Source organism: Paracoccus sp. Ld10, from assembly GCF_045064235.1.
Taxonomy (GTDB): Bacteria; Pseudomonadota; Alphaproteobacteria; order Rhodobacterales; family Rhodobacteraceae; genus Paracoccus.
Genome location: NZ_JBISHD010000003.1, coordinates 37,539 through 61,843 on the forward strand (window position 1 = coordinate 37,539; position 24,305 = coordinate 61,843).

Annotated in this window: 26 protein-coding genes; 14 read left to right on the top strand and 12 right to left on the bottom strand. The window is 66.7% G+C overall.

Annotated elements, in window-relative coordinates:
- Positions 1-464 precede the first annotated feature (464 nt).
- Positions 465-659 carry a hypothetical protein gene (locus tag ACJJVR_RS00760; RefSeq protein ID WP_405401434.1) on the top strand — a complete coding sequence of 65 codons (195 nt, stop codon included), beginning with the start codon at positions 465-467 and terminating at the stop codon, positions 657-659.
- A 1,165-nt stretch (positions 660-1,824) separates the two neighbouring features.
- On the opposite strand, the gene ACJJVR_RS00765 is transcribed toward ACJJVR_RS00760, so the two are convergent.
- Positions 1,825-2,070, bottom strand: coding sequence for a hypothetical protein (locus ACJJVR_RS00765; protein WP_405401436.1), 246 nt, complete (start codon positions 2,068-2,070; stop codon positions 1,825-1,827).
- A gap of 115 nt (positions 2,071-2,185) precedes the next feature.
- Between ACJJVR_RS00765 and ACJJVR_RS00770 the strand changes: the two genes are divergently transcribed.
- The 5 genes from ACJJVR_RS00770 (at position 2,186) to recR (ending at position 6,363) form a co-directional block, all read left to right on the top strand.
- Positions 2,186-2,698, top strand: coding sequence for a hypothetical protein (locus ACJJVR_RS00770; protein ID WP_405401438.1), 513 nt, complete (start codon positions 2,186-2,188; stop codon positions 2,696-2,698).
- A gap of 213 nt (positions 2,699-2,911) precedes the next feature.
- The gene (locus ACJJVR_RS00775; protein WP_405401440.1) at positions 2,912-3,571 is read left to right on the top strand and encodes an HAD family hydrolase; all 660 of its coding nucleotides are present in this window, start codon (positions 2,912-2,914) and stop codon (positions 3,569-3,571) included.
- A 55-nt stretch (positions 3,572-3,626) separates the two neighbouring features.
- Complete coding sequence (locus ACJJVR_RS00780) at positions 3,627-5,411, top strand: DNA polymerase III subunit gamma/tau (protein WP_405401441.1); 1,785 nt, start codon at positions 3,627-3,629, stop codon at positions 5,409-5,411.
- Between the two features lie 3 nt (positions 5,412-5,414).
- Positions 5,415-5,759, top strand: a complete 345-nt coding sequence (locus ACJJVR_RS00785; RefSeq protein ID WP_405401443.1) for a YbaB/EbfC family nucleoid-associated protein — start codon at positions 5,415-5,417, stop codon at positions 5,757-5,759.
- Positions 5,760-5,805: 46 nt separating this feature from the next.
- Positions 5,806-6,363, top strand: a complete 558-nt coding sequence (recR, locus tag ACJJVR_RS00790) for a recombination mediator RecR (RefSeq protein ID WP_405401615.1) — start codon at positions 5,806-5,808, stop codon at positions 6,361-6,363.
- A gap of 96 nt (positions 6,364-6,459) precedes the next feature.
- Here the strand turns inward: recR and ACJJVR_RS00795 are convergent, their stop codons facing one another.
- From ACJJVR_RS00795 to ACJJVR_RS00810, 4 genes are all read right to left on the bottom strand, one after another.
- Positions 6,460-6,912 (bottom strand): Hsp20 family protein, encoded by a 453-nt coding sequence (locus ACJJVR_RS00795; RefSeq protein ID WP_405401445.1) that lies wholly within the window; start codon positions 6,910-6,912, stop codon positions 6,460-6,462.
- Positions 6,913-7,026: 114 nt separating this feature from the next.
- Positions 7,027-8,322, bottom strand: coding sequence for a glycolate oxidase subunit GlcF (gene glcF, locus ACJJVR_RS00800; protein ID WP_405401446.1), 1,296 nt, complete (start codon positions 8,320-8,322; stop codon positions 7,027-7,029).
- Entirely contained in the window at positions 8,322-9,359 is a 1,038-nt protein-coding gene (locus ACJJVR_RS00805; protein WP_405401447.1) for an FAD-binding protein, read from the bottom strand. Before ACJJVR_RS00805 ends, glcF begins: the two co-directional genes overlap by 1 nt.
- The gene (locus ACJJVR_RS00810; protein ID WP_405401617.1) at positions 9,349-10,806 is read right to left on the bottom strand and encodes an FAD-linked oxidase C-terminal domain-containing protein; all 1,458 of its coding nucleotides are present in this window, start codon (positions 10,804-10,806) and stop codon (positions 9,349-9,351) included. Before ACJJVR_RS00810 ends, ACJJVR_RS00805 begins: the two co-directional genes overlap by 11 nt.
- A gap of 90 nt (positions 10,807-10,896) precedes the next feature.
- Between ACJJVR_RS00810 and ACJJVR_RS00815 the strand changes: the two genes are divergently transcribed.
- Positions 10,897-11,661, top strand: a complete 765-nt coding sequence (locus ACJJVR_RS00815; RefSeq protein ID WP_405401449.1) for a DUF599 domain-containing protein — start codon at positions 10,897-10,899, stop codon at positions 11,659-11,661.
- Here the strand turns inward: ACJJVR_RS00815 and ACJJVR_RS00820 are convergent.
- Together ACJJVR_RS00820 and ACJJVR_RS00825 are read right to left on the bottom strand one after the other, a co-directional pair.
- A complete protein-coding gene (locus ACJJVR_RS00820; RefSeq protein ID WP_405401451.1) occupies positions 11,579-12,766 on the bottom strand; it encodes an MFS transporter in 1,188 nt (395 codons plus the stop codon). The genes ACJJVR_RS00815 and ACJJVR_RS00820 overlap by 83 nt on opposite strands.
- Positions 12,767-12,864: 98 nt before the next feature.
- On the bottom strand, positions 12,865-13,332 hold the full coding sequence (locus ACJJVR_RS00825; RefSeq protein WP_405401453.1) for a hypothetical protein: 468 nt from the start codon (positions 13,330-13,332) through the stop codon (positions 12,865-12,867).
- On the opposite strand from ACJJVR_RS00825, the gene ACJJVR_RS00830 reads away from it, so the two are divergent.
- Positions 13,318-14,103, top strand: coding sequence for an alpha/beta fold hydrolase (locus tag ACJJVR_RS00830; protein WP_405401455.1), 786 nt, complete (start codon positions 13,318-13,320; stop codon positions 14,101-14,103). The two genes, ACJJVR_RS00825 and ACJJVR_RS00830, sit on opposite strands and share 15 nt — an antisense overlap.
- A 235-nt stretch (positions 14,104-14,338) precedes the next feature.
- On the opposite strand, the gene ACJJVR_RS00835 is transcribed toward ACJJVR_RS00830, so the two are convergent.
- From ACJJVR_RS00835 to ACJJVR_RS00850, 4 genes are all read right to left on the bottom strand, one after another.
- Entirely contained in the window at positions 14,339-14,638 is a 300-nt protein-coding gene (locus ACJJVR_RS00835) for a hypothetical protein (RefSeq protein WP_405401456.1), read from the bottom strand.
- Between the two features lie 43 nt (positions 14,639-14,681).
- Positions 14,682-15,044, bottom strand: coding sequence for a cell division protein ZapA (locus ACJJVR_RS00840; protein WP_405401457.1), 363 nt, complete (start codon positions 15,042-15,044; stop codon positions 14,682-14,684).
- A gap of 1 nt (position 15,045) precedes the next feature.
- Positions 15,046-15,513 (bottom strand): hypothetical protein, encoded by a 468-nt coding sequence (locus tag ACJJVR_RS00845; protein WP_405401459.1) that lies wholly within the window; start codon positions 15,511-15,513, stop codon positions 15,046-15,048.
- 101 nt (positions 15,514-15,614) lie between these two features.
- Complete coding sequence (locus ACJJVR_RS00850) at positions 15,615-17,378, bottom strand: BCCT family transporter (RefSeq protein ID WP_405401461.1); 1,764 nt, start codon at positions 17,376-17,378, stop codon at positions 15,615-15,617.
- 206 nt (positions 17,379-17,584) lie between these two features.
- Between ACJJVR_RS00850 and ACJJVR_RS00855 the strand changes: the two genes are divergently transcribed.
- The 5 genes from ACJJVR_RS00855 (at position 17,585) to ade (ending at position 22,603) form a co-directional block, all read left to right on the top strand.
- The gene (locus ACJJVR_RS00855; RefSeq protein ID WP_405401462.1) at positions 17,585-18,241 is read left to right on the top strand and encodes a potassium channel family protein; all 657 of its coding nucleotides are present in this window, start codon (positions 17,585-17,587) and stop codon (positions 18,239-18,241) included.
- Positions 18,238-19,584, top strand: coding sequence for a TrkH family potassium uptake protein (locus ACJJVR_RS00860; protein WP_405401464.1), 1,347 nt, complete (start codon positions 18,238-18,240; stop codon positions 19,582-19,584). The genes ACJJVR_RS00855 and ACJJVR_RS00860 overlap by 4 nt, the downstream gene beginning before the upstream one ends.
- 45 nt (positions 19,585-19,629) lie before the next feature.
- Entirely contained in the window at positions 19,630-20,217 is a 588-nt protein-coding gene (gene hisB, locus ACJJVR_RS00865) for an imidazoleglycerol-phosphate dehydratase HisB (protein WP_405401466.1), read from the top strand.
- Positions 20,217-20,846, top strand: a complete 630-nt coding sequence (hisH, locus tag ACJJVR_RS00870) for an imidazole glycerol phosphate synthase subunit HisH (RefSeq protein WP_405401467.1) — start codon at positions 20,217-20,219, stop codon at positions 20,844-20,846. Before hisB ends, hisH begins: the two co-directional genes overlap by 1 nt.
- 62 nt (positions 20,847-20,908) lie before the next feature.
- On the top strand, positions 20,909-22,603 hold the full coding sequence (gene ade / locus ACJJVR_RS00875; protein ID WP_405401469.1) for an adenine deaminase: 1,695 nt from the start codon (positions 20,909-20,911) through the stop codon (positions 22,601-22,603).
- 57 nt (positions 22,604-22,660) lie between these two features.
- On the opposite strand, the gene ACJJVR_RS00880 is transcribed toward ade, so the two are convergent.
- Positions 22,661-23,248 carry a (d)CMP kinase gene (locus ACJJVR_RS00880; RefSeq protein ID WP_405401471.1) on the bottom strand — a complete coding sequence of 196 codons (588 nt, stop codon included), beginning with the start codon at positions 23,246-23,248 and terminating at the stop codon, positions 22,661-22,663.
- A 204-nt stretch (positions 23,249-23,452) separates the two neighbouring features.
- Here ACJJVR_RS00880 and ACJJVR_RS00885 point away from each other — a divergent pair, with 204 nt between their 5' ends.
- The gene (locus tag ACJJVR_RS00885) at positions 23,453-24,211 is read left to right on the top strand and encodes a LuxR C-terminal-related transcriptional regulator (RefSeq protein ID WP_405401472.1); all 759 of its coding nucleotides are present in this window, start codon (positions 23,453-23,455) and stop codon (positions 24,209-24,211) included.
- Positions 24,212-24,305: the final 94 nt, after the last annotated feature.

The window sequence follows — 24,305 nt, forward strand, 5'->3', positions numbered from 1 at the left end:
AGCATGGCCGGCCATGTCCCAAGGGCCCCGTTCATGTGACTGTGCTGGGCGGCGTGCGACAGCCATCAGGCCTGCTGAATTCGGCATGACCGAACAGCCCGGTATTGTGTGATCCTGGCACGTCAGACAGGCAACGGGTCGCGCGCCTAGGCGGGGGACCTGATAAAGAATGGGCTGACCGACACGGTTATGGCGGGCCAGATGGATGCAGTCCTGCAGGACAGCGAAAGCGCGGGCGTTCGGTTCCAGTCAAGTGGCGATCAGGGCGGTCAGGCCTGACGGTAAGCCCATGAAGGCGATCTGTAAGTTGTATCCGAACATGCCATGGAACAACCGTGCGAACACAGAGTACAACGGGCACTGGCCCCCGGTGAGGAAAGAGATTGTCGACACCCTGTTGGCCGTGCGCCAGTAGAATCAATTTCCTTCGACGACGGCGGGTCGGCCACCGGGATCAACCGCCCTTGGGAAAGGGCCTGCGCGATGGCCGCATCGCTCCATTTCAGCCTGGCCCGCATGGTCGTCCTGACGAAGAGGCGCTGATCCCCAGTGCCCAGTTTGCGACACCTGACGACATCGAAACCGCGATGCTGTTTATCGCATCAGGTGCAATCGCGATGATCGACAGGGCCGCACCTGATGATCCATGGCGGATCTAGGGTGCGATGCCGGATAACGAGGTGACGGCCTGACGGATACAGCGCTTTCCCAACCACCCTGACGATATCGGGGGCAAGACCAATGCCCGGCTCCCCAAGGCCCGTCGCGGTCCTGTTTGCAAAGGCTTTTTCAACCCGCCCGACTTCCTGTTCCGCTTTGCGCCCCGGGATCCCAGTGTCGGCGTCGTGACCAAAGGCGGCTCGGCACACAGGACCGCGCCGTCATCCGGTCGCGCGGTAGAGCGGTCGCGCGGCTGGGCGCGATCGTCGCAGAACTGGCCAGGGTGATCGTCGCGAACAATATGCATCTGTCCAAGATCGATGGCGTGTTCGTGGAAAGACCGCAATATCAGCATCACCAAGGGGTCCGGTCGCGCGGCTGCCCGACTGTCGGGCAAGCTGTTGAGCGCCGCCGTCATGGTACTGTCGGACGTGTTTATGTCGGCAATCGGCGGGCCGGTTGGGCCACATTACGGGTTCATGGGCCGCTCCATCCATGACCGGACGGCAAGCGACGCCGACGGATTTACGACGATGCTGAACCCCGGTCTGGCTAGTGTCACCAGACATGCGACGCTCCGGCGACAAGGCCGTGATTGACGCCCTGACCCGCCCATAATGGCCTTTGAGATGGCGCGCAGGGCCAGCATCGCGGCGGCACTGCAGCCCACGGCGCAAACGGCGCGACGAGGCGTTAGGGCATCGGTGCAAGATCGCCAGGCCGGGCCGCGCGGCGCGGTCGTGGGAACGGTCACGGGGGGCATGTCGATGCTGGCAGACAGCATGGGATGCCGGCTGGCACAGCCACGCCGTACCGGGACCGCGAGCAACGTGGGCGGCCCGTGCCAATCCCATCCGGCTTGCAGACCTTTCCGCGCCAAGATCCGATCCACCCCTCCCGCCACCTGTCCGGGCGCATCGCGGCAAGGCAACCCTATCTGACCGAGAGGGGTGGAATTCGGCAATCCCGGTCGCAGCGTGCCGTCGGAAAGTTGTTTCGTCGCCCATGCGTGGGCGTCGCATGTCGAAGCGCCTTCAACCAGACGCCGGCGCAGGGGCTGGCCTTTGCCGCGGCGTCGCTGCGCAGCGCGGTCGCCACCACGTCCGGCCTATTACATGCCAGCACGCTGCATCCGCGTTTGGCGCGGCAATGCAGGTGCCCCTGTCACGCGAGGCAAGTGTTTTTTTTACCGCCATGGCAGCGGATACCGCCGCCTGCGATCAGCCCAAGTCCCGCGACAGGGCCATGGTCGACGAACAGGTGCAGGCGGCCGACCCGGGCCTGCGCAACGCGGGTCGCGGGATCGATGCGCGCGTTTGTGGTCGCTATGATGGCGGTGCCGGCCTTGGCAAGGCAGATCGTTCCGGGGATTTCCTGACTGCAGCCGGACAGCACGATCCACGGCGGCATTACCGGGTGCCTGATCGAAGGTCATGCCCACCCGATCGTATGCTGGAGGAGCAGACCATCGGCACAGGCCCGGACAACCTGCGGTCCGTCCCACACCCGATCGGGTTCAGGGGGCATGGACCAGGCGATCCTGGCCGCGCCGCGCGGTCACCACGTCACCGTGATGCTGGCCGAGTCCGGCACGGCACGCCTGGCCTTCGCCCGCACGCGCCAACCCCTGCCGGACCGCACGCGCATCAAAAAGGTCATCAACCGTTCTGATGATGCGGTCACCGATACAGTGGCAGGCCCGCCGGAGGCGCACGGGGATGACCCGCGTCGTCGGCGCGCCCTGCGCCGCGCGCGCGAAAAGGGGCGCGCGTGCAGGGACGGTCGGCTGGGTCAATGGCGACACGCCGGCGGCACGGCGCGGTATGGCGGGGACCGAAGGCTTTCGTTGGAAACCTGTGCGTTCCAAACACTGCAGACCGACCAGCGTTGCTGCGAGATGGGGCTTGCGGTGAAGCCCGGCGCGTCCGTGGACAGCCAGAAGCCCGGCCTTCGTCGCAGCGCAGCCCACCTGATGGTGAAAGGAACGCGCCCCGCCGAAGGCAGGCCGCGCGCAGGGTCCAAGCGTATTGGACGATGATGGGGCACGACCATACCCCGGTGACCATGGCTTGCGTTTCGATCAACGGCCTGATGCTGGACCGCGAACGGACATCGCTGATCGACGGGCGGTTTCATTCCACGGCATGGATCACCATCAGGGATAGCGATTTCAGCGTGCATCGCAGCCATGCCTTGCCGATCCCGGCGCGGATCGCCATGTTAGCGCCTGACAGACGTGAAAGGACGACCGATGACCCCCCGCCGTTTCGATGCCGTGATCTTTGATCTGGATGGCACCCTGCTGGCCACCGAACAGATGACCATCGAAACCGGAGAGGCGGCGCTGGCCCGAATGGGCCGGGTGGCCCCCGACGGGCTGCTGGCATCGCTGGTGGGCATCGACGAGCCGACCTCGCGCGGGATCCTGCGTGAACATCTGGGTGCCGATTTCGACTTTGCGCACCTGGACCGCATATGGGCCGAAGCGTTGATCGAACGGCGAGACCGTGACGGCATTCCGCTGCGCCCGCATGTCCACACGCTGCTGGACGCGCTGCGCGCGGCGGGGCTGCCCTTTGCGATCGCCACGTCCAGCACCCGCGATCAAGCGCGCGAAAAGCTAGCGGCAGCGGGGCTGACCGACAGTTTCGACATCGTGGTGACGCGCAGCGACGTGCCCAGCCCCAAACCCGCCCCCGACGTCTATCTGCTGGCGGCAGAGCGTCTGGGGATCGACCCGGCCCGCTGTCTGGCCTTCGAGGACAGCGATGTAGGCGCCATCGCCGCACGCGCGGCGGGCATGACCGTCGTGCAGGTGCCCGACATGGTGCCCCTGTCGGGACAGAATGCCGACTATCTGGCGCATGACCTGATCGCGGGGGCGCGCGGCATCGGTCTGCTGGCGGCCTGACCCGGTTGTGGCCCCCGCGACGCCCCGCTAAGGTGGCGCTGTGCCCGAGGGATCGATGACCGACACCAAGCCCGCCTACCAGGTTCTGGCCCGGAAATACCGGCCCGAGACGTTCACCGACCTTGTCGGACAGGACGCGATGGTCCGCACGTTGAAGAATGCATTCGCCGCCGACCGCATCGCGCAGGCATTCGTGATGACCGGCATCCGCGGCACCGGCAAGACGACCACCGCGCGCATCATCGCCAAGGGTATGAACTGCATCGGACCTGACGGCGAGGGCGGCCCCACGACCGAACCCTGCGGCATATGCGAGCATTGCGTTGCCATCGCCGAGGGTCGCCATGTCGACGTGATGGAGATGGACGCCGCGTCCCGCACCGGGGTGGGCGACATCCGCGAGATCATCGAATCGGTGCACTATCGGGCGGCATCGGCGCGGTACAAAATCTACATCATCGATGAGGTCCACATGCTGTCGACCAGCGCGTTCAACGCGCTGCTGAAGACGCTGGAGGAACCGCCCCCGCATGTGAAGTTCATCTTTGCCACGACTGAGATCCGCAAGGTTCCGGTCACGGTCCTGTCGCGGTGTCAGCGGTTCGACCTGCGCCGGATCGAGCCCGAGGTGATGATCGCCCTGCTGAGCCGGATCGCGGGGGCCGAGGGCGCGACGATCACCGACGATGCGCTGGCGCTGATCACCCGCGCCGCTGAAGGGTCTGCCCGCGACGCGACCAGCCTGCTGGACCAGTCGATCAGCCACGGCGCGGGGGAAACCACCGCCGAACAGGTGCGCGCCATGCTGGGCCTGGCCGACCGGGGCCGCGTGATCGACCTGTTCGAGATGGTGATGCGCGGCGATGCCGCAGCGGCCCTGACGGAGCTGCAATCGCAATATGCCGACGGGGCCGACCCGGTTGCCGTGCTGCGCGACATGGCCGAGATCACGCACTGGATTTCCGTCGTTAAGATCACGCCGGACGCGCTGGAGGATCCGACGATCTCTCCGGACGAACGGGCGCGGGGCAAGGATCTGTCGGAGCGCCTGCCGATGCGGGTCATGTCGCGGATGTGGCAGTTGCTGCTCAAGGCGCTGGAGGAGGTGTCCGCCGCGCCCAACGCGATGATGGCCGCCGAGATGGCGATCATCCGCCTGACGCATGTGGCCGACCTGCCCGACCCCGAGGCGCTGATCCGCCGCGTGCAACAGGCTCAGACGGCGGGCGATTTCGCACGCGGACCTTCGGTGGCGGGCGCGCCCGCGGCCCAAGCCCCGCAGGCGATGCGCCGCGCCCGCCCGGCACCGGCGGTCCAGGCGCACGGTTCCGTGGCACAGGCCCTGGCCGTCGCGCCGGAACTGGTCGAGAGCTATCCCGATTTCGCCTCGGTGATCGAGCTGATCACCCGGATGCGGGACATGACGCTGCTGGTGCTGGTCGAGCGCCACGTGTCGCTGGTGCGCTATGGCCCCGGCCGGATCGAGTACCAGCCCCGCAACAACCCGCCCGCCGATCTGGCACAGCGGCTGGCCGAGCGCCTGCGCGGCTGGACCGCCGGGCAGCGTTGGGCCGTCACAATCACGAACGAGGACGGCTATCCTACCATCGCCGAGACCCGCGAGGCCCAGGCCCGTGCCGACCGCGACCGCGCCCTGACCCTGCCAATCGTGCAGCAGGTGCTGGCGGCCTTTCCCGGCGCGACCCTGACCGGTATCACCCGCGCCGCCCCCCAGATTCAGGTCGCCGACCTGCCCGAGGGTGCGGCCAATCCCCATGACGCGACCAGCGGCCCCGTCGCCGAAGTCGAGGAATGGGACCCCTTCGAGGATGAGGACTGAACGATGATCAAGGGATTGGGCGGCTTTGGCGACATGGCCAAGATGATGACAGCCGCCAAGGACATGCAGGAGAAGATGGGCCGGATGCAGGAAGAGATGTCCCGCATCACCGTGACCGGCGAATCCGGCGCGGGACTGGTGCGCGCGACCTGTACCGCCAAGGGAGAGCTGACCGCGCTGGAGATCGACCCGTCGATCTTTGTGCCATCCGAAAAGGAGGTCGTCGAAGACCTGATCCTGGCCGCCATCAAGGAGGCCCAACGCGCCGCCGAAGAAAAGATGCAGGCCGAGATGTCGCGTATGACCGAAGGCCTGGGCCTGCCCCCCGGCATGAAGCTGCCCTTCTGATCGCGTGGAGCAGGGCGGCGACGACATCCAGGCGCTGATCGCACTGATGGCGCGGCTGCCCGGACTGGGGCCGCGGTCGGCCCGGCGCATCGTGCTGCAACTGGTGCGCCGGCGCAGCCAGCAGATGGTCCAACTGTCGCAACTGCTGGATCGCGTTGCGCGGAACTCACGCGAATGCGTGGTCTGCGGCAACATCACCGACCGCGACGAATGCGCGATCTGCACCGATCCTGCCCGCGCGACCGGAGAGATCTGCGTGGTTCAGGACGTGGCCGACCTGTGGGCGTTGGAACGGGGCCGGGCATTCCGGGGGCGCTATCACGTGCTGGGCGGCACCCTGTCGGCGCTGGATGATGTCGGCCCGGACGATCTGGGCATCCCCACCCTTCTGGCGCGCATCCATGATGAAACGATCACCGAGGTGATCCTGGCTCTGAACGCTACAGTCGACGGCCAGACCACCGCCCATTACATCGCCGATGCGTTGGAGGGATCGACCGTCGCCGTGACCGGCTTGGCCCAAGGCGTGCCCATCGGCGGAGAGCTGGACTACCTTGACGACGGCACCATCACCGCCGCCCTGCGCGCGCGTCGCAAGCTCTAGTTTAAAAAGGCCGCGTTCGGGAACGCGGCCTTTCCATCGGATCGTGGGCGGACGGGGGGTCCGGGGGGCTGGCCCCCCGTCCGTCGCGGGACGCAATCAGGCGTCCAGCTGGCTCACCCGCGGTGCGGATTTGGCGATCTCGACCCGGCGCGGCTTCAGCGCCTCGGGGATCTCGCGGACCAGATCGATATGCAGCATCCCGTCGACATGGCTGGCGCCGTCGACGCGGACATGGTCGGCCAGCGTGAACTTGCGTTCAAACGCGCGCGTTGCGATGCCGCGATGCAGGAAGGTCCGGCCCTCGTCCTCATCCGCACGGCGGGCCGAGACGATCACGGCACCGTCACGCATCTCGACGTTCAGATCGTCGGCGGCAAAGCCTGCCACGGCGATCGAGATGCGATAGGCATCCTCGCCTGTCTTCTCGATGTTGTAGGGGGGATAGGTGGTCGTGGCCACGTCGGCGGTCATGGCGCGGTCCATGACGTCGGCCAGACGATCAAAGCCGATAGAGGCCCGGTACAGCGGGGTCAGGTCGAAATTACGCATGTGTCACATCCTGTTCAAAGCGATGCAGAGATTGCCCCCCGAAACCGGGCGGGCAGGGAAACCGACGCCATCATGGCCGCCGGTGTCCTGAATCTAGATCGCCCGAACCGTGTTTCAAGCCCCCAGTGCTGCGGGTTTTGGCCCACCCGTGGCCCAGTCCAGCAGTTCCACCGTATGCACCACCGGAACCGTCGTACCGCCGCCGATCTGCATCATGCAGCCGATGTTGCCCGCCGCGATGATCTGTGGCGATACGGCCTCCAGCGTCTCGACCTTGCGGGCCTTCAACTCTGACGACAGCTCCGGCTGCAGCAGGTTATAGGTGCCCGCCGATCCACAGCACAGATGCGGGTTCGCCGGCTCCAGCACGGTAAAACCCATGCCCGACAACAGGTCCTTTGGCGCCGATTTGATCTGTTGACCATGCTGCAACGAACACGCCGAATGATAGGCGACGCGCATCCCCTGCCCCTGGTCGCCCACACGGTCGGGCAGGCCCAGCCCCACCAGGAACTCGGTCACGTCGCGGGCAAGACCCGCCACGCGGCGGGCGTCGGCCTCCATCGGGTCGCCCTTGAACAGGTGGCCATAATCCTTGATCGTCGTCCCGCAGCCCGACGTGTTGATGATCACCGCATCCAGCGGTCCACCATCTTCGGCGGCCAGCAGGCGACGGATGCTGTCGCGGGCGCGGGCCTTGCCGTCGGCCTCCTGCCCCATATGCAGGGTCAGCGCACCGCAACAGCCAAAGCCCTGCGGGATCACCACCTCGACCCCCGCCCGCTGCAGCAGGCGGATGGTGGCGTCGTTGATGTCGGTGTTCAGCGTCCGTTGTGCGCAGCCGATCATCAACGCGACCCGCGCGCGTCGGGCACCCTGCGCCGGAAAGGTCTGGCCGCGATCGTTGCGGCTGGCCGGGGGGATCGATTTCGGCGCCATGTCCAGCATCGCGCGCAGGCGCCGGTCCGGCATCAGCCCCTTGAACGGTCGCGCGATCCGCGCGCCCATCAGCGCCAACCGGAACCGCCCCGGATGCGGCAGCACAAATTTCAGCACCCACCGCAGCGCCCGGTCCGCGACGGGGCGGCGATAGGTTTCCTCGATATGCTCGCGGGCATGTTCCAGCAGATGCCCGTAATGCACGCCCGACGGACAGGTCGTCATGCAGGACAGGCAGCCCAGGCAGCGGTCGATATGCTTGACGGTCTTTTCATCGGCCGGACGGCCTGATTCCAGCATTTCCTTGATCAGGTAGATGCGGCCACGGGGGCTGTCCAACTCGTCCCCCAGCACCTGATAGGTCGGGCAGGTGGCCGTGCAGAAACCGCAATGCACGCAGGTCCGCAGGATTTTGTTCGACCGTGCGGTCATCGGGTCGGACAACTGTTCCGGAGAAAATTCGGTCTGCATCAGGCGGGGTTTCCAAACAGGCCGCGCGGGTCGAAACGCGATCGCAAATCGCGTTCCAGCCGGTCGGTGAGGGCGTCGGGTGCGGGCAGGATTGCCGGCGCGCCGGTGATGCGGCGGGCATGGCCCGAAAAGGTCGGGAGGTCGGGCATCTGGCCGCGCGGCAGGCGCACATGGATCAGCGCACCGCCCCAGTCCAGCGACCGGGGTTCCGGCAGGCGGGCCAGCAGAAAGGGTGCCTCGCTTGGCCGACAGGTGATGCGCCAGATATCGAGGTCGGGATCATGGATGTTTCGGCACAGCAGGTCCCAGGCTTCGGGGTCGCCGTCCTGCACGGTGCCGAAGGACGACAGTCGCGCGGTCAGATCCGCGGCACGGGCCTTGACCGAGGCAGCCAGCCCCTCCAACCGGATCAGCGCGCCGTGGCCGGGCAGCCAGGCCGCACCCGACACGTCAAAGGGCCCGCCAAGCGCGCCGGACAGCGCAGGCACCGCCGCCGCCGCATCCAGATCGGGCAGGGCCAGCGTTGCGGTGACAGGCGGCAGAGGGGCGGTGCGAAAGCTGATTTCGGTCAGGGCGCCAAGCGTGCCACGGCTGCCGGCCATCAGCTTGACCAGATCATAGCCGGTGACGTTCTTCATCACCCGCCCGCCATTGCTGATCACCTGACCCTGTCCGTCGACAAAGCGCACACCGATCATCGCGTCGCGCGCGGCTCCGGCCTGAACCCGGCGCGGACCGCTGGCATTGGTCGCGGCGACGCCCCCGATGGTCGATCCAGGCGCGTCCGAGGGTTCGAACCCCAGCATCTGGCCTTCTGCTGCCAAGGTCTGGCGGACCTCCTCCAGCGTGGTGCCAGCGCGCACAACCAGGGTCAGCGCCTCGGGTTCATACAGGGTCACGCCGGTCAGGGCGGTGGTGTCGATACGATCCCCCTGCCCCTCTCCGGGCCACAGGCGCGTGGCGCCGCCTGACACGGACACGGGGCCGCGGGCGTCGCGGATCATCTGGGCCAACTGACCCTCGGTTTCAGGCCGCATCGGCGGGCCTGTTCAAACGGCGGTCGCGACGCGGCGCGCTGACGTCCAGCGGGAACACCTTGGCGGCATTCAGCAGCCAATGCGGATCGAACGCATCCTTGACCAGCATCTGCGCCTCCAGATCGGCGGGGCGGAACTGTTCGCTCATCAGGTCCCGCTTTTCGATGCCAACGCCGTGTTCGCCGGTCAGGCAGCCGCCGACCTTGATGCACAGGCGCAGGATATCGGCACCCAATTCCTCGGCCAGGTCCAGGTCGCCGGGCTTGTTGGCGTCATAGATGATCAGCGGGTGCATGTTGCCGTCGCCCGCGTGGAACACGTTCGCAACGGCCAGCCCGTATCGCTGCGACAGATCGCCGATGCCGGCCAGCACAGTGGGCAGCGCCGTCACCGGAATGGTCCCGTCCAGACAGATATAGTCGCCCATGCTGCCCATCGCGCCGAACGCCGATTTCCGACCCTTCCAGATTCGGGCGGATTCATCGTCGGACCGGCTCTCGCGGAACTCGACCGGGTCAAAGGTCATGGCGATGTCGCGGATCAGGGTCAGCTGTTCGTCGATCTCTGCGGACGTCCCTTCGACCTCGACGATCAGCAGGGCCTCGCAGTCGGGATAGCCCGCGCCGGAAAACTCCTCGGTCGCCTTGATGCAGGGGCTGTCCATGAACTCGATCGCGACGGGGATGATGCCCGCGCGGATGATCGCGGCCACGCAGGCACCCGCCGTTTCAGCCGCGTCAAAGCCAATCAGCGCGGGACGTGCGCCCGCAGGTTTGGGCAGGATGCGCAACGTGGCCTCGGTCACGATGCCCAGCTGGCCTTCGGACCCGCAGACGACGCCCAGCAGGTCCAGACCCGGCCCCTCGCCCATCGGCCCGCCCAGATGCACCACCGACCCGTCCATCAGAACGGCGGTCACGCCCAGCAGGTTGTTGGTCGTGACCCCGTATTTCAGGCAATGCGCGCCGCCCGAGTTCATCGCGATGTTGCCGCCGATGGCGCAGGCCAGCTGGCTGGAGGGGTCAGGCGCGTAAAAGAACCCCAGACCGTCCACCGCGCCGGATACCGACAGGTTGGTGCGCCCCGCCTGGACGCGGATCAGCCGGTCGCCGGGGGCGATCTCCAGCACGTCGGTCATGCGCGACAGGCCGATGACGACCGCATCAGCCGTGGGCATGGACCCGCCCGCAAGGCTGGTTCCCGCGCCACGCGGCACCACCGGCACACGCAGGTCGTGACACAGGCGCAGCAGGCGCGATACCTCTTCGGTGGTGCGGGGCAGAACGACGGCCAGCGGCGCGCAGCGATAGGCCGACAGCGCGTCGCACTCATAGGCCCGTGTTTCCGCGGGGTCGTCGATGACGGCATCGGGCAAGGCCTGCCGCAACGCGTCGGTGATCACCTGCCTGCGCGCCAGAACGGTCGCGTCGGGTGGGGGCATCTGCATCATGGCCGGTTCTCCTCCCTGCCTGTCGCATCACGCTATGCCGCGCCGCGGGGGGTTTCAAGGCGCGACGTCCGGCCCTAATGTCGCGCCATGAACCTGCTTGACCAGTTTGCCGTCCATCCACTGGCCCTGCGCGACATGGTCGCGCTGGCTTTTCTGTTCACGTCATGGCTGGGCATCGGTTGGTTGACCGAACGCCCGCCCGCGGGGCAACCGTCGGTGTCCGTGCTGATGATGCGGTATCGCCGCGAATGGATGCGCCATTTCGTCGACCGCGAACCGCGCATCTTTGACGGCAACATCCTGGCCAGCCTGCGCGAAGGAACGGCCTTCTTTGCCAGCGCCTGCATGATCGCCACCGGCGGGCTGCTGGCGCTGATCGGCAATGGCGACCGCCTGCGCAGCGTCGCCAGCGGGCTGGAGCTGAACCCGGCATCGGATACGGGGTGGGAACTGCGGCTGCTGGTGCCGATGTTCTTTGTGGTGAACGCGTTTCTGAAATTCGTCTGGGCGCACCGGCTGTTCGGCTATTGCGCGGTCATGATGGCGGCGGTCCCCAACCGGGCCGACCACCCCGAGGCGATGGACCGCGCCATGCAGGCAGCCGACCTGAACATCACCGCCGCCCGCAGCTTCAATGCCGGGCTGCGCAGCGTCTATTTCGCGCTTGGCGCGCTTGGCTGGCTGACCGGGGCATGGACGCTGATGCTGGGCACGGCGATCGTGTTGTGGGTCACGTGGCGGCGCGAGTTCGCGTCGACCTCCCGGCAGGTCATCCTGCGGTCGTTGCCGCCCCCGGTGCTTTCCGTTCCTGTCGAACAGCCAGCGCCAGAACGACGGCCCCCGCAGCCGTAAGCGCCACACCGACCAGCCCCGGCGCCCGCCAACCCCAGCCCGCCGCCAGCGCCATCCCGGCCAGGAACGGCCCAAGCGCGTTGGCCGCGTTGAAGGCCGCGTGGTTCATCGCCGCCGCCATGTTCTGCGCCGAGCCTGCGACGTCCATCAGCCGCGTCTGCAGCGGAATGACCAGACCCGCGCCGGCCGCGATCAGGAACGACGACAGCACCATCAGCGGCCAGTTACCCACGGCCAGCGCGGCAAAGCCCTGGGTCGCGGCCATCGCGGCCAGGCTGGCGAATGCCGCGCGGTCAATGCCCAGAATTTCGGTCAGGCGTCCGGCGCCCCAGGTCCCAAGCGTGCCGCCGATGCCGAACACAGCCAGCGTCAGCGGAATGACGTATCCCGGCGCGTCGGTCGTGGCCAGGATCGCCGCCGTCAGAAAGGCATAGACCGCGAACAGCCCGCCGAACCCGATGGCCCCCACCGCCAGCACCCACAGGACGCGCGGGTTGCGCAGGGCCGCCAGTTCGTCCCAGGGGCGGGCGTCGGGGTTGCCGCCCACGCGGGGCGCCACGCGCAGGATCAACCAGGCCGACAACAGCGCAATCACGCCGGGCAACGCGAACCCCCACCGCCAGCCGATGCCCTGGCCCATCCAACCCGCCAGCGGTACACCCACGATATTGGCGACCGTCAGGCCCAGAAGGACGCGTGCCGCGCCGCGCGCCCGCTGACCCGCGGGCAGCGCGTCGGCCGCATACAGCATCGCCACGCCCAGAAACCCGCCATGCGGCAGGCCAGCCAAGAAACGCACGCCGACCAGCGCCGCCAGACCCGGCATGAAGGCCGCCAGCAGGTTCACCACCCCATAGAACGCCATCAGTGCCGCCAGATAGCGTCTGCGCGGCAGACGCGCGCCCAGCATCGCCGTGACCGGTGCACCCACCACCACCCCAAGCGCATAGGCGCTGATGACATGGCCTGCCTGCGGTTCGGTCAGGGCCAGGTCGGCGGCGAAATAAGGCAGCAGCCCCATCGCCGCGAATTCCGACGTGCCGATGGCAAAGGCGCCAAGCGCCAGCGCCAGGATCGCGGCGCGATAATCAGGGGTCGAGGTCATGGGGTGTTCCTGGGCCGGGGGTCAGTTCCTCACACCAGCTTGGGCCGTGTTTGGCAAGCCCCACACCGGCAGATCGGCATTGCATCATATGCAATGGGTCACAACAATCCGCGCTGCACCGCGACCCATATCGCCAATGCGGTCACGATCAACACCCCGAACGCGACCGCTGCGCCAAAGCTGACGGCCCTGCCCTGCCAGCGCGTGATCTCGCCCAACGGGCGCAGATGCGCGCTCAGCGCCGCGTGATCGCGCGCCAGACGGTCAGTGGGCAGCTGTCGCGCGACCTTTGGCTGGGCGGACATGCGGTCGGCCTCTGCCAGGCGGGCGGCGCGGCGGCGAAGGCCCGCAGGCAGCGCACCGCCCCGGCGGCGCAGCATCACGTGCAGCGGCGGGCGTTCACCACGCCGTGCGCCACCGAACCGCGACGCGATCAGGACCGCGATCTGATCGGCCATGGCGGGGATGTCCTGAAAACTGTGATCCTTGCGCATCATGGCGACAGGATAGACGGGATGGAAGCCGCGCGCCAGACGCCGTAAGCTGGCGTCATGAAGCTGAATCACACCGTCGCGGGCCCTCAGGGCGCCCTTCCCGTCCTGCTGGTGCATGGACTGTACGGCCAGGGCCGCAACCTGGGCGCGCAGGCCCGCAGGCTGGCGCAGACGCGCCGCGTGGTCACCGTCGATCTGCGCAATCATGGCGACAGCCCCTGGGACATGGACGCCGGCTATTCCGCGCTGGCGGGCGATCTGGCCGATCTGATCGGCGATCTGGGTGGACGGGCGGACGTGGTCGGCCATTCGATGGGCGGCAAGGCCGCCATGGCTCTGGCCCTGACGCGGCCAGAGCTGGTGCGGCGGCTGGTCGTCATGGACATCGCGCCTCTCGCCTATGACCACGACCAGACCCGCCACATCGACGCGATGGAGGCGCTGGACCTGTCCGCGATCAGCCGCCGCAGCCAGGCCGATGCGGCGATGGCGGATGGAGTACCCGATCCGGGTGTGCGGGCCTTTCTGTTGCAGAACCTGGACCTGAAGGCCGCGCCGCCTGCATGGACGCTGAATCTGTCCGCCTTGCGCGCGGCCATGCCGCAGATCGTGGGCTGGCCCGCGGACTTGCCGCAGGGCAGTTTTCCCGGCAAGGTCATGGCCCTGCGCGGCGCCCTGTCCGATTACGTCGACGATGACAGAGAAACCGCCCTGCGCACGCATTTCCCGCAGGTGCGCGTCGTTACGCTGAAGGACGCCAGTCACTGGCTGCATGCGGATGCCCCCGAGGCCGTGGCGGAAACGCTGGTCAGCTTCCTGGGGGACGGCAGCGAAGAGTCATAGGGAACCGCTGCGCGTGCGTGATCGCAAGGAAACGGACCTTGCGGCGCCTGCCGTATCGACATGCGATCCCCGGAACAGTCCGTGCTGCTGCCGGACATGATTTGAACCGGTTCGCACGGCGGTCAGGATCATCATCGATCGTCCCGCAGAGCATCGACCGCGACCGTTGGCGCAGCGTTGTGTCCCGCACAGGGCCCGGCATGGCGGCAATCTGTCCATGCAGTACGCGCCGCCCCTAGCAGCGCAGATCGACCATGACCACGGCCGAATTCGGCCCGCCCTGCGGCGTCAGGCTGTTGGGTATGGGACGGCATCCCGTGGCCTGTGCCGCGGCAGTCATCATCATGTCGGGAACGCGCCCGCGATCGGCGCGGTGCAGCCGATCAAGGCGAATCACCTGTGCCTCGGTTCCGCGGGGATAGACGGCAAAGCGCATCCCCTGAACCGTGACGTCCTGGCGCGCTGCGGCCAGAAAACCCGGCGACGGGGTGGTACAGCCCGACAGGGCCAGCATCAGGACAAGGGGGGCGGTCATGCGCATCATGCCCCCATTATCACACGCCGGGATTAATGGCAGGTTAACCCTGCTGCTGTTCCTCCAGCCGATCGGCAAGTGATTCGGCACGGGCGGCCAGTTCGGCCATCGCCTCGCGCAGGTCGGCGGGGATCACGGGAACCTCGACGCGGGGCGGGTTCTGCTGAAGCCTGTTCACATGGCGCTCGGCCTTTTCGGCGCGATCCTCCAGCGTGGCAAAGCGGTCGGCCAGCATCAGCCCCGCCAGCAACAACAACCGCGGTTCGGGGACGCGCCCGGCCTGTTCCAAGATCTGACGCGCCTCTCCGTCCAGGACGGCGGCGGCACGCTGCAACAGGCGCTCTTCGCCATCGGCGGCGCCGATGCGGTATTCCTTGTGTCCGATGGTGAATTCGACCTCGGCCATCTCAGCGCTCCTCGTGGTTGGACGACAGATCCTCGGGCAGACCGCCCGCATCGCCCCCGGCCTCGTCCGGCACGGTGCCGTCCAGGATGGGTGGTTCGTCGGCCAGCAGGCGCTCCAGCTCTGCCATGATCTCGCTCATCTGCGCCATCTCGGCGGCGCGGGCGGCGCGCAGGGCGGACAGTTCGGCCTGCAGCGCGGCCATCTGTTCATCGGCACCGATGCCCCCGGTCGCCTGCGCGTCCAACAGGTCGTGGTTGGCGGTGATCAGTGCTTCGTTGGCGGCGGACAGGTCGGCGGCCTGTTCGGTCGCGGCGTCCAGACGGGCCTGCAGATCGGCCAGAACGCCGTCTTCGGCGGCCACGGTCGCAGGGGGTGTCGGATCGGCAGGACGCGGGGCCGCGTCAAGCATCTTGTCCATCCGGTCAAGCGCGGCGCGCAGCCTGCGTTCGCTGGCAGTGATGTCGCTCATTGCGCGGGTCCTTTGGTGGCGTCTGTCAGACGTTTTCGCATTGCAGGCCCCGTAAGACAAGAACGGGCGGGAAAACCCGCCCGTTCGTTGATCACATGGGTTCAGCGCAGCTCTCGATGCTCGGCGATCAGGCCCTTGACCAGCGCATAGCACGCCCCCAACAGCACGATGGCAAAGGGAAAGCCCGTGGACACGGCCATGGCCTGCAGTGCGACCAGACCACCACCCATCAGCAGGGCGATCGCGACCGCCCCCTCGATGGCGACCCAAAAGATGCGCTGCGGGACGGGGGCGTTGATCTTGCCGCCCGCCGCGATCGTGTCGATCACCAGCGATCCGCTGTCCGACGAGGTCACAAAGAACACGATCACCAGAACGATCCCCACCAGCGAGGTGATGGAGGCCAGCGGCAGCTGCCCCAGCATGGTGAACAGCTCCAGCTCCAGCGGGGCGTCCAGGATGCCGGCGAACCCGCTGACGGTCATGTCGATCGCGGTGCCGCCAAGCGCCGTCATCCACAGGATCGAGATCAGCGAAGGCACGATCAGCACCGCGATCAGGAACTGCCGCACGGTGCGGCCGCGGCTGACGCGGGCGATGAACATCCCCACAAAGGGTGACCAGCTGATCCACCACGCCCAATAAAATGCGGTCCAGCCCTGGCGGAAGTTGTCGTCCGTGCGGCCGAAGGGGTTCGACAGCGGGATCAGTTCGGCCCCATAGGCGCCAAGGTTGCTGAAGAAGCCGCCCAGGATGGTCAGGGTCGGCCCAACCGCGATGACAAAGGCCAGCAGCACGATGGCCAGGACCATGTTCAGTTCGGACAGGCGCTTGACGCCCTTTTCGACGCCCAGCATGACGGACGCGCCCGCGACGAACGTGATGCCGACGATCAGGACGATCTTGTTGATGCTGTTGTTCTGAAAATCGAACAGATAGGCCAGCCCGGCCATCGCCTGTTCTGCACCAAGACCCAGCGACGTCGCCAGACCAAAGATTGTGGCCAGCACGGCCAGGATGTCGATGACATGGCCCGGCCAACCCCAGATGCGTTCGCCAAAGATCGGATAGAAGACCGACCGCAACGTCAGCGGCAGCCCCTTGTTATAGGCGAAGAGCCCCAGCGCCAGCGCCACGACCGCATAGATCGCCCAAGGGTGCAGACCCCAGTGAAAGATCGTCGCGGCCATGCCGATGCGGCGCGCGGCCTCGGGGTCGTCCAGGGCCGCGCCCAGCGGTGCCCAGTCGGTACGCACGCCGCCTTCGGTGACGGTGCCGCCCAACGCGGCCTGGAAATGGCCCAGCGGCTCGCTGACCCCATAGAACATCAGCCCGATGCCCATGCCCGCCGCAAACAGCATCGCAAACCAGCCGGTCAGGCTGAAATCGGGCGTGGCATCGGGTCCGCCAAGACGGATCCGGCCAAGCGGCGACACGATCAGCGCCAGGCACAACAGCACGAACACGTTGCCGGCCAGCATGAAGAACCAGTCGAGGTTGGACGTCAGCGCGTTGCGGATGCCCCCGAAGATCGGCTCCAGTTGGCCCGGAAACATCAGCGTGACGACCGTAAAGATCACCACCGCCGCGGCAGAGATGCCAAAGACCGGGTTATGGATGTCAAAGGGCAGCTTGCCCTGATGTTCGATATTGTCCTGACCGATGGTATAGTCGGTCTCGATGATCTCTGTCGGGCCCTCCGGCTCGGGCAGCGGCTCGATGCCGTCATCGGGTGCGGGCTCCGCCTTTGGTGGCGGGGCCTTGGGCGTCAGGGGCGGGTAACGTCCGCTCAGCGCGTCCTGTTCGCGCGTCCGGTCGCGGGGTGTGCCCGGCGTTCCCGGACCTTTCGGTGGTGTCTGTGACATCTGTCCCTTTCAGATTTGGTCTCGATCGGGTGGCAGGTCCTTGGACCCTTGGCGGAAATCCGCCGCGGAGGCTCACTCTTTCTCACATTTCGGTCAGAAAGGCCACTGTCCGGCATCTGGTTCCCTGCACCACAGGCGTTCCCTCCGTTGACTTTGTCCTCGACCGGGACAAAGCATTCGCGCTTTGCGCCCTGACGGAGACCCCAATGGGAAAAGTGAGTCGCAGCTTTGTCGTCATCGGGCTGGGCGCGTTCGGCAGTGTCGTAGCCGCGGAACTGGCGCGCTTTGGCAACCAGGTCATGGGCATCGACAAGGATCCGCGCCGTGTCGCGGCGCTGGCCGAACAACTGCCCGCATCGCTGATCCTGGACGCCACCGACGAAGGCGCGCTGCGCGAGGCTGGTGTCGACCGCTATGACGTGGGGCTGGTGTCGATCGGCAACAACCTGGAAAGTAACGTGATCGCCGCGATGAACCTGCGGCTGGTGGGGGTGGGCACGGTCTGGGCCAAGGCCGACAACCGCACCCATCACCGCATCCTGTCCAAGATCGGCGCCGACCGCGTCGTCATGCCGGGGCTGGAGATGGGCCGCCACACCGCGCAGATGCTGAACAACCCGGCGGTCCAGGACTATGTCAGTTTGGGCAACGGCTATTCGGTGGTGAACCTGATGATCCCGCACCGCCTGTCGGGCCGGACCCTGTCGCAGCTGAACCCCGGCCCGGGAATCGAGATCCTGGGCATGATGCGCGGCACCGAATATCGCGACATTCGCGGCGACGACCCGGTCCTGCAGGCCAACGACCGCCTGCTGCTGCTGGGCAAACGGGTCGATCTGACCAGCTTTGGCGACCGGCTGTGAAACGCCCCCGTCCCACGGCCCTGCGCCGTTGGCTGGCACGCACGCCGCCACCCGCGGTGCTGGCGGTGGGCTATCTGACGCTGATCACCGTGGGCGGGCTGCTGCTGATGCTGCCGCCCATGACGCATGTGCCGATCACGCTGTCGGACGCGCTGTTCACCGCGACCTCGGCGGTGACGGTGACGGGGCTGAACGTGGTCGACACCGAACTGGTCTTTGCGTTCTGGGGAGAGCTGGTCATCGCGGTGCTGATCCAGATGGGCGGGCTGGGCCTGATGACATTCGCGGTGTTGATCTGGTCCGCCCTGGGTCGTCCCCTGGGCATCACCCAAGGAACCTATCTGCGCGAGGACCTGAACCAGACATCCTATGTCAAGCTGACGCGACTGGTCTGGACGATCCTGCGCATCGTGGTCATGGCCGAGGTGGCGGGCGCGATGCTGCTGTGCCTGTCCTTCATGCCGCATCATGGCCTGGGACCGGGGCTGTGGCACGCGATCTTTCACTCCGTCTCGGCGTTCAACAACGCGGGCTTTTCGACGTTTTCGCCGGGGCTGACGGGGTACGCGCTGGACCCGGTGGTGAACGTCGTGATCCCGGTCCTGTTCATCGCGGGGGGCATCGGATACGTCGTCATCGCCGATCTGTACCAGCGCGCGTTCTGGCGCGGCTGGTCGCTGCATACGCGGATGATGATGGTCGGCACCGCGGTCCTGATCGTCGGCGGCGTGGCCATGACCGCAATCCTGGAATGGGACAACCCGCGCACGCTGGCGCAATATGACAGCATCACCGCCCGCCTGACCGTCGCGTGGTTCCAGGGCGTGACCACCCGCACCGCCGGGTTCAATTCGACCGACATCGCGGGGTTGGAGGATTCGACCTCGTTTCTGTACATGATCCTGATGATCATCGGCGCGGGTCCGACATCGACCGGGGGCGGGCTGAAGGTCACGACCGTCTTTGTCATGCTGCTGGCGACCTGGGCTTTTCTGCGCCGCCGGACCGAGGTGACGGGGTTCGGACGGTCCATCCCGCTTGGCGACGTGCTGAAGGCGATGGCGCTGATGGCGATGGCATCGGCCGTCATCGTCACCGCGATCTTTCTGTTGCTGATCAGCGAAGGGGACGATTTCGTCGATATCGCGTTCGAAGTGTCGTCTGCCTTTGGCACGGTCGGGCTGTCGCTCGCCTATACGCCGGAACTGTCGGATTTCGGACGGGCGGTCATCATGGTGGTGATGTTTCTGGGCCGGGTCGGGCCGCTGACCTTGGGGTTCTTTCTGGCCACGCGCATGGTGCCGCGCGTGCGTTACCCCACAGGCCAAGTGCATCTTGGCTGATCCGCGCGCCGCGCCTATAAGGCGCGGTGACAGGAAGGACATCCCATGCGCCAGGCGACCATCACCCGCAAGACCTCGGAAACCAGCATCGAGGTGACGCTGAACCTCGACGGCACCGGGGTCTATGACAACCGCACCGGCGTGGGGTTCTTTGATCACATGCTGGACCAGCTGTCGCGGCATTCGCTGATCGACATGACCATCCGTGCCGACGGCGACCTGCATATCGACGACCACCACACGGTCGAGGACACGGGCATTGCCATCGGCCAGGCCCTGGTCGCGGCGCTTGGCGACAAAAAGGGCATCCGCCGTTACGGCAGCTTTCTGCTGGCGATGGACGATTCGCTGATCCGCGCCGCGCTGGATCTGTCGGCGCGCCCCTATCTGGTCTGGAACGTCGATTTCCCGTCCGAAAAGATCGGCACCTTTGACACCGAACTGGTGCGCGAGTTCTTTCAGGCGCTGTCGACGCATGGTGGCATCACCCTGCATGTCGACCGCATCCACGGGTTGAACAGCCACCACATCGCCGAGGCCGCGTTCAAGGCCGTGGCCCGTGCGCTGCGCGAGGCGGTCGAGCCTGACCCGCGCATGGCGGGCGTTCTGCCCTCGACCAAGGGGGCGTTGTGATGCGGGTCGCGCTGGTCGATTACGACAGCGGCAACCTGCATTCGGCCGAAAAGGCGTTCCAGCTGATGGGCCGCGACGCGGGCGCCGAGGTGGTCGTGACATCCGACCCCGACGTGGCCGCGCGCGCCGACCGGATCGTGCTGCCCGGCGACGGGGCATTCCCCGCCTGCCGCACCGCCCTGGGCGAGGTGGACGGCATGGCCGAGGCGATCCAGGATGCGGTGATCACCCGCGGTGTTCCCTTCATGGGCATCTGCGTCGGCATGCAGATGCTGGCGACGACCGGTCACGAATACCGCCAGACCCCCGGCCTGAACTGGATCGGCGGAGAGATCCGCGCCATCGCCGCCCCCGGCCTCAAGGTGCCGCATATGGGCTGGAACGATCTGGTCGTCGACCACCCCCACCCCGTGATGGAGGGGATCGTCACAGGCGACCACGCCTATTTCGTGCACAGCTGGCAGTTCCAGGTGACCGACCCCGCGCATCTGCTGGCCCATGTCGATTATGGCGGCCCGGTCACGGCGGTGGTCGGGCGCGACAACATCATCGGCACCCAGTTCCACCCGGAAAAATCCCAAGCCGTGGGCCTGCGCCTGATCGCGAACTTCCTGCGCTGGAACCCCTGAGGCGACCACTGGATTTCCTGCCGTCTTTGGGGTTTGGTACCGCAAACGGACAGGAGACACCGATGGACGATCTGGAACGCCGCATAGCCGTGGCCCGCGGGGACCGTCCCGCCGACCTGATCCTGCGCGGCGGCCGGGTGTTCGACCTGATGACGGGCACGATGATGCCGGGCGACGTGGCCATCTGCGGCGATCGGATCGCGGGCATCGGCGATTACGACGGCGACCGGGTGATCGACGTCACCGGCCTGGTGCTGGTGCCGGGCTTCATCGACACGCATCTGCATGTCGAAAGCAGCCTGGTCACGCCCTTCGAATTCGATCGCTGCGTGACGCCGCGCGGCGTCACCACCGCCATCTGCGACCCGCACGAGATCGCCAACGTCATCGGACTGGACGGCATCCGCTATTTTCAGCAGGCGTCCGAACACCTGCTGATGGACCTTAGGGTCCAGCTGTCCTCCTGCGTACCGTCGACCGAGATGGAGACGTCGGGCGCGCGGATCGACGCGGACGATCTGGCGCAGGTCATGGGCCACCGCTCGGCCATCGGGCTGGCCGAGTTCATGAACTATCCCGGCATCATCCACCGTGATCCGGGCGCGATGGCCAAGCTGCGCCTGTTCAAGGGCGGCCATGTCGACGGCCACTGCCCGCAGTTGTCGGGCCTGGACCTGAACGCCTATATCGCCGCCGGCATCCGCACCGAACACGAGGCCACGACCGCCGAAGAGGCACTGGAAAAGCTGCGCAAGGGTATGCGCGTGCTGATCCGCGAAGGTTCGGTCAGCAAGGATCTGGATGCCCTGCAACCGATCCTGACCGACGCGACCAGCGCATACCTGTGCCTGTGCACCGACGACCGCAACCCGCTGGACATCGGCGAACACGGGCACCTGGACTATATGATCCGCCGCCTGATCGCGCTTGGCACCACGCCGCTGGCGGCCTATCGCGCCGCGTCCCTGTCCGCGGCCGAGGCGTTCGGCCTCAAGGATCGCGGGCTGATCGCGCCGGGCCTGCGCGCCGACATCGTGGCCATCGACAGCCTGGAGGGGTGCCACGCGCAACTGGTGCTGACAGGCGGACGGGTCGTGGATGACGCGGCCTTTGCCGCGCGCAACACGGTGGCCCCTGTCGGGCGAGCGTCGGTCAATGCGCCAAAGGTCGCCGCGCAGCATTTCCGCTGCACCGGCAACCGGACGGAAACCCCGGTGATCGGCATCCTGGAAGGCAAGATTATCACCGAACACCTGACCATCAACATTCCACCCCAGGACGGCGACAAACGCCCCGATCCGTCCCGCGACCTGTCCCGCATCGCGGTCATCGAACGGCACGGCAAGAACGGCAACATCGCCACAGGCTTTGTGCAGGGGTTCGGGCTGGAACGGGGGGCCATCGCCTCGACGCTGTGCCACGACCACCATAACATCGCGGTCGTCGGCGTGGATTATGCGGACATGGCGCTGGCCGCCAACCGTCTGACCGACCTGGAGGGGGGCTTTGTCGTGGCCTTTGACGGCCAGATTCTGGCGGAACTGCCCCTGCCCGTCGCGGGGTTGATGAGCCTCGACCCGTTCGAGACCGTCCGTGACACGCTGATCGCCCTGCGCGCCGCGGCCCGCACACTGGGCACCACGTTGGAAGAGCCATTCCTGCAACTGGCCTTTCTAGCCCTGCCGGTCATTCCCGCGCTCAAGATCACCGATCGCGGCATGGTCGACGTCAACAAATTCGAGATCATCGCCCCCTGAGCGCTGATTGGCCTGAATACGCGCGGAGGCGGGCCCAGAGACAGGACGGCAGCCCCCCTATTGACCGCGGACGCGCAGGACCTCGGCCACGGCACGCGCCACCGCATCATCGATGCTCAGCATGCTGGTATCCAGCACGACCGCATCCGCCGCGCGGCGCAGCGGTGCGGCCGCACGTTGGCTGTCGCGCATATCGCGCTCGCGCAGTTGCGCCAGCATTTCGGCGGCATCCGCGCCCAGTTCAGCGGCACGCCGCGCCGCCCGCACCTCGTCGGACGCGACCACGTACAGCTTGACCGCCGCGTCAGGGCAGATCACCGTGCCGATATCGCGCCCGTCCAGCACGGCGCCCGGTTCCTGCGCGGCAAAGCGGTGCTGGAACGCGACCAGCGCGGCACGCACCTCGGCTATCGCCGCGATCCGGCTTGCGGCCTGCCCCGCCTCCGCACTGCGCAGGTCAGGCCGGGCCAGGTCATCCGCATTCAGCGTCTGCGCAGCGGCGACCGGATCGCCGCCCTTCGCACCCGTCGCGCGATACAACAACCCGGTATCCAGGTGATGAAATCCGAATCGGTCGGTCAGGGCGCGGGCGATGGTGCCCTTGCCCGATGCGGCGGGTCCGTCGATGGCGATGATAAAGGGCATTGCAGGCAATCTGTGCGTTGGAAAGAGAACGGGATGTCCGGCATCCTTCGCATGCCGGCGTCCACGCGTCCAGCATCCCCGACCCGTCCTCCACGCGCCCCGGGGATCCAAGGGCCGCTGATTGCGTTCACGACATTAGCTCTTGGCAATTGACGCGCTGCGCAGTCCTATGCACCTTTGAGAAAGAATTGAGTTTTAAAATAGATGTTATCAGGTTTCATAGAGCAACTTCTGGACGCCCCCACCATTCCCGACATCCGCGCCGTATTTCTAAGGGCGGTCGGACATCTGGGGTTCGACCATTTCTTTTACGCCGCACGTTTCATGCTGACGGTGCCAAAGGTGCTGCTGCGCGACAACCCAGTCGTCTTCAGCAATCTGCCGACCGAACTGATTGAACAGGCCCAGAAATTGCGGGACCTGGATCAGGACACGTGGGTGGAATGGGTGCGCAACAATGACGGCGATATCGCGGCGCAGGATCTGCAGGATCTTTTTGGACCGTCCCGTTCACTGGCGTTGGCGGCGAGCCACGGATTAGGCCATGCACGGATCATCAGCCTTCGTGACAAGGTGCTGCACAGCGTAGGTGCGGTCGTGGTCGCGCCGCATCCCGGCGCAGACGCTGACCACCTGCGCGATTGCTGGACACGGTCAGGGCGCGAGGTGCGTGTGCTGGCCTGGGTGATGCACATGCGCATCGCCACGATGCAGCGCAACCTGCCCAAGGTCACCCTGACCCCGCGCCAGCGCGAGGTTCTGGGATGGCGTTCCGCGGGCAAGACCGTGGGCGAGATCGCGGTGATTCTGGGCATCACCGCCGCCACGGTGGAAAAGCACATGCGTCTGGCACGCGAAGCCCTGGGGGTCGAAACCACGCCGCAGGCCGTCCTCAAGGCCCACGTGACGCATCAGCTGTTCCAGCCCGCTGAGGCCTCGCTGACGTTGGGCGGCAAGAGGTAGGGTTTTCCACCGTTTCCACCGACGGTGAAACCGCGTCACATCACCGCGTTCCGTGAGTGGTGACACGCAAGTGTCAGGAACGGGCGGCGTCCGG

What these genes read in the sequence shown, in the direction of transcription:
- ACJJVR_RS00765 (WP_405401436.1), bottom strand. Translation starts at nt 2,070, where the DNA reads ATGCCGCCGTGGATCGTGCTGTCCGGCTGCAGTCAGGAAATCCCCGGA.
- hisB (WP_405401466.1), top strand. Translation starts at nt 19,630, where the DNA reads ATGCGCCAGGCGACCATCACCCGCAAGACCTCGGAAACCAGCATCGAG.
- ACJJVR_RS00805 (WP_405401447.1), bottom strand. Translation starts at nt 9,359, where the DNA reads ATGCGGCCTGAAACCGAGGGTCAGTTGGCCCAGATGATCCGCGACGCC.
- ACJJVR_RS00850 (WP_405401461.1), bottom strand. Translation starts at nt 17,378, where the DNA reads ATGTCACAGACACCACCGAAAGGTCCGGGAACGCCGGGCACACCCCGC.
- ACJJVR_RS00835 (WP_405401456.1), bottom strand. Translation starts at nt 14,638, where the DNA reads ATGACCGCCCCCCTTGTCCTGATGCTGGCCCTGTCGGGCTGTACCACC.
- ACJJVR_RS00795 (WP_405401445.1), bottom strand. Translation starts at nt 6,912, where the DNA reads ATGCGTAATTTCGACCTGACCCCGCTGTACCGGGCCTCTATCGGCTTT.
- ACJJVR_RS00810 (WP_405401617.1), bottom strand. Translation starts at nt 10,806, where the DNA reads ATGCAGATGCCCCCACCCGACGCGACCGTTCTGGCGCGCAGGCAGGTG.
- glcF (WP_405401446.1), bottom strand. Translation starts at nt 8,322, where the DNA reads ATGCAGACCGAATTTTCTCCGGAACAGTTGTCCGACCCGATGACCGCA.
- ACJJVR_RS00770 (WP_405401438.1), top strand. Translation starts at nt 2,186, where the DNA reads ATGGACCAGGCGATCCTGGCCGCGCCGCGCGGTCACCACGTCACCGTG.
- ACJJVR_RS00880 (WP_405401471.1), bottom strand. Translation starts at nt 23,248, where the DNA reads ATGCCCTTTATCATCGCCATCGACGGACCCGCCGCATCGGGCAAGGGC.
- ACJJVR_RS00855 (WP_405401462.1), top strand. Translation starts at nt 17,585, where the DNA reads ATGGGAAAAGTGAGTCGCAGCTTTGTCGTCATCGGGCTGGGCGCGTTC.
- hisH (WP_405401467.1), top strand. Translation starts at nt 20,217, where the DNA reads ATGCGGGTCGCGCTGGTCGATTACGACAGCGGCAACCTGCATTCGGCC.
- ACJJVR_RS00830 (WP_405401455.1), top strand. Translation starts at nt 13,318, where the DNA reads ATGAAGCTGAATCACACCGTCGCGGGCCCTCAGGGCGCCCTTCCCGTC.
- ACJJVR_RS00820 (WP_405401451.1), bottom strand. Translation starts at nt 12,766, where the DNA reads ATGACCTCGACCCCTGATTATCGCGCCGCGATCCTGGCGCTGGCGCTT.
- ACJJVR_RS00840 (WP_405401457.1), bottom strand. Translation starts at nt 15,044, where the DNA reads ATGGCCGAGGTCGAATTCACCATCGGACACAAGGAATACCGCATCGGC.
- ACJJVR_RS00845 (WP_405401459.1), bottom strand. Translation starts at nt 15,513, where the DNA reads ATGAGCGACATCACTGCCAGCGAACGCAGGCTGCGCGCCGCGCTTGAC.
- ACJJVR_RS00815 (WP_405401449.1), top strand. Translation starts at nt 10,897, where the DNA reads ATGAACCTGCTTGACCAGTTTGCCGTCCATCCACTGGCCCTGCGCGAC.
- ACJJVR_RS00785 (WP_405401443.1), top strand. Translation starts at nt 5,415, where the DNA reads ATGATCAAGGGATTGGGCGGCTTTGGCGACATGGCCAAGATGATGACA.
- ACJJVR_RS00775 (WP_405401440.1), top strand. Translation starts at nt 2,912, where the DNA reads ATGACCCCCCGCCGTTTCGATGCCGTGATCTTTGATCTGGATGGCACC.
- ade (WP_405401469.1), top strand. Translation starts at nt 20,909, where the DNA reads ATGGACGATCTGGAACGCCGCATAGCCGTGGCCCGCGGGGACCGTCCC.
- recR (WP_405401615.1), top strand. Translation starts at nt 5,806, where the DNA reads ATGGCGCGGCTGCCCGGACTGGGGCCGCGGTCGGCCCGGCGCATCGTG.
- ACJJVR_RS00885 (WP_405401472.1), top strand. Translation starts at nt 23,453, where the DNA reads ATGTTATCAGGTTTCATAGAGCAACTTCTGGACGCCCCCACCATTCCC.
- ACJJVR_RS00780 (WP_405401441.1), top strand. Translation starts at nt 3,627, where the DNA reads ATGACCGACACCAAGCCCGCCTACCAGGTTCTGGCCCGGAAATACCGG.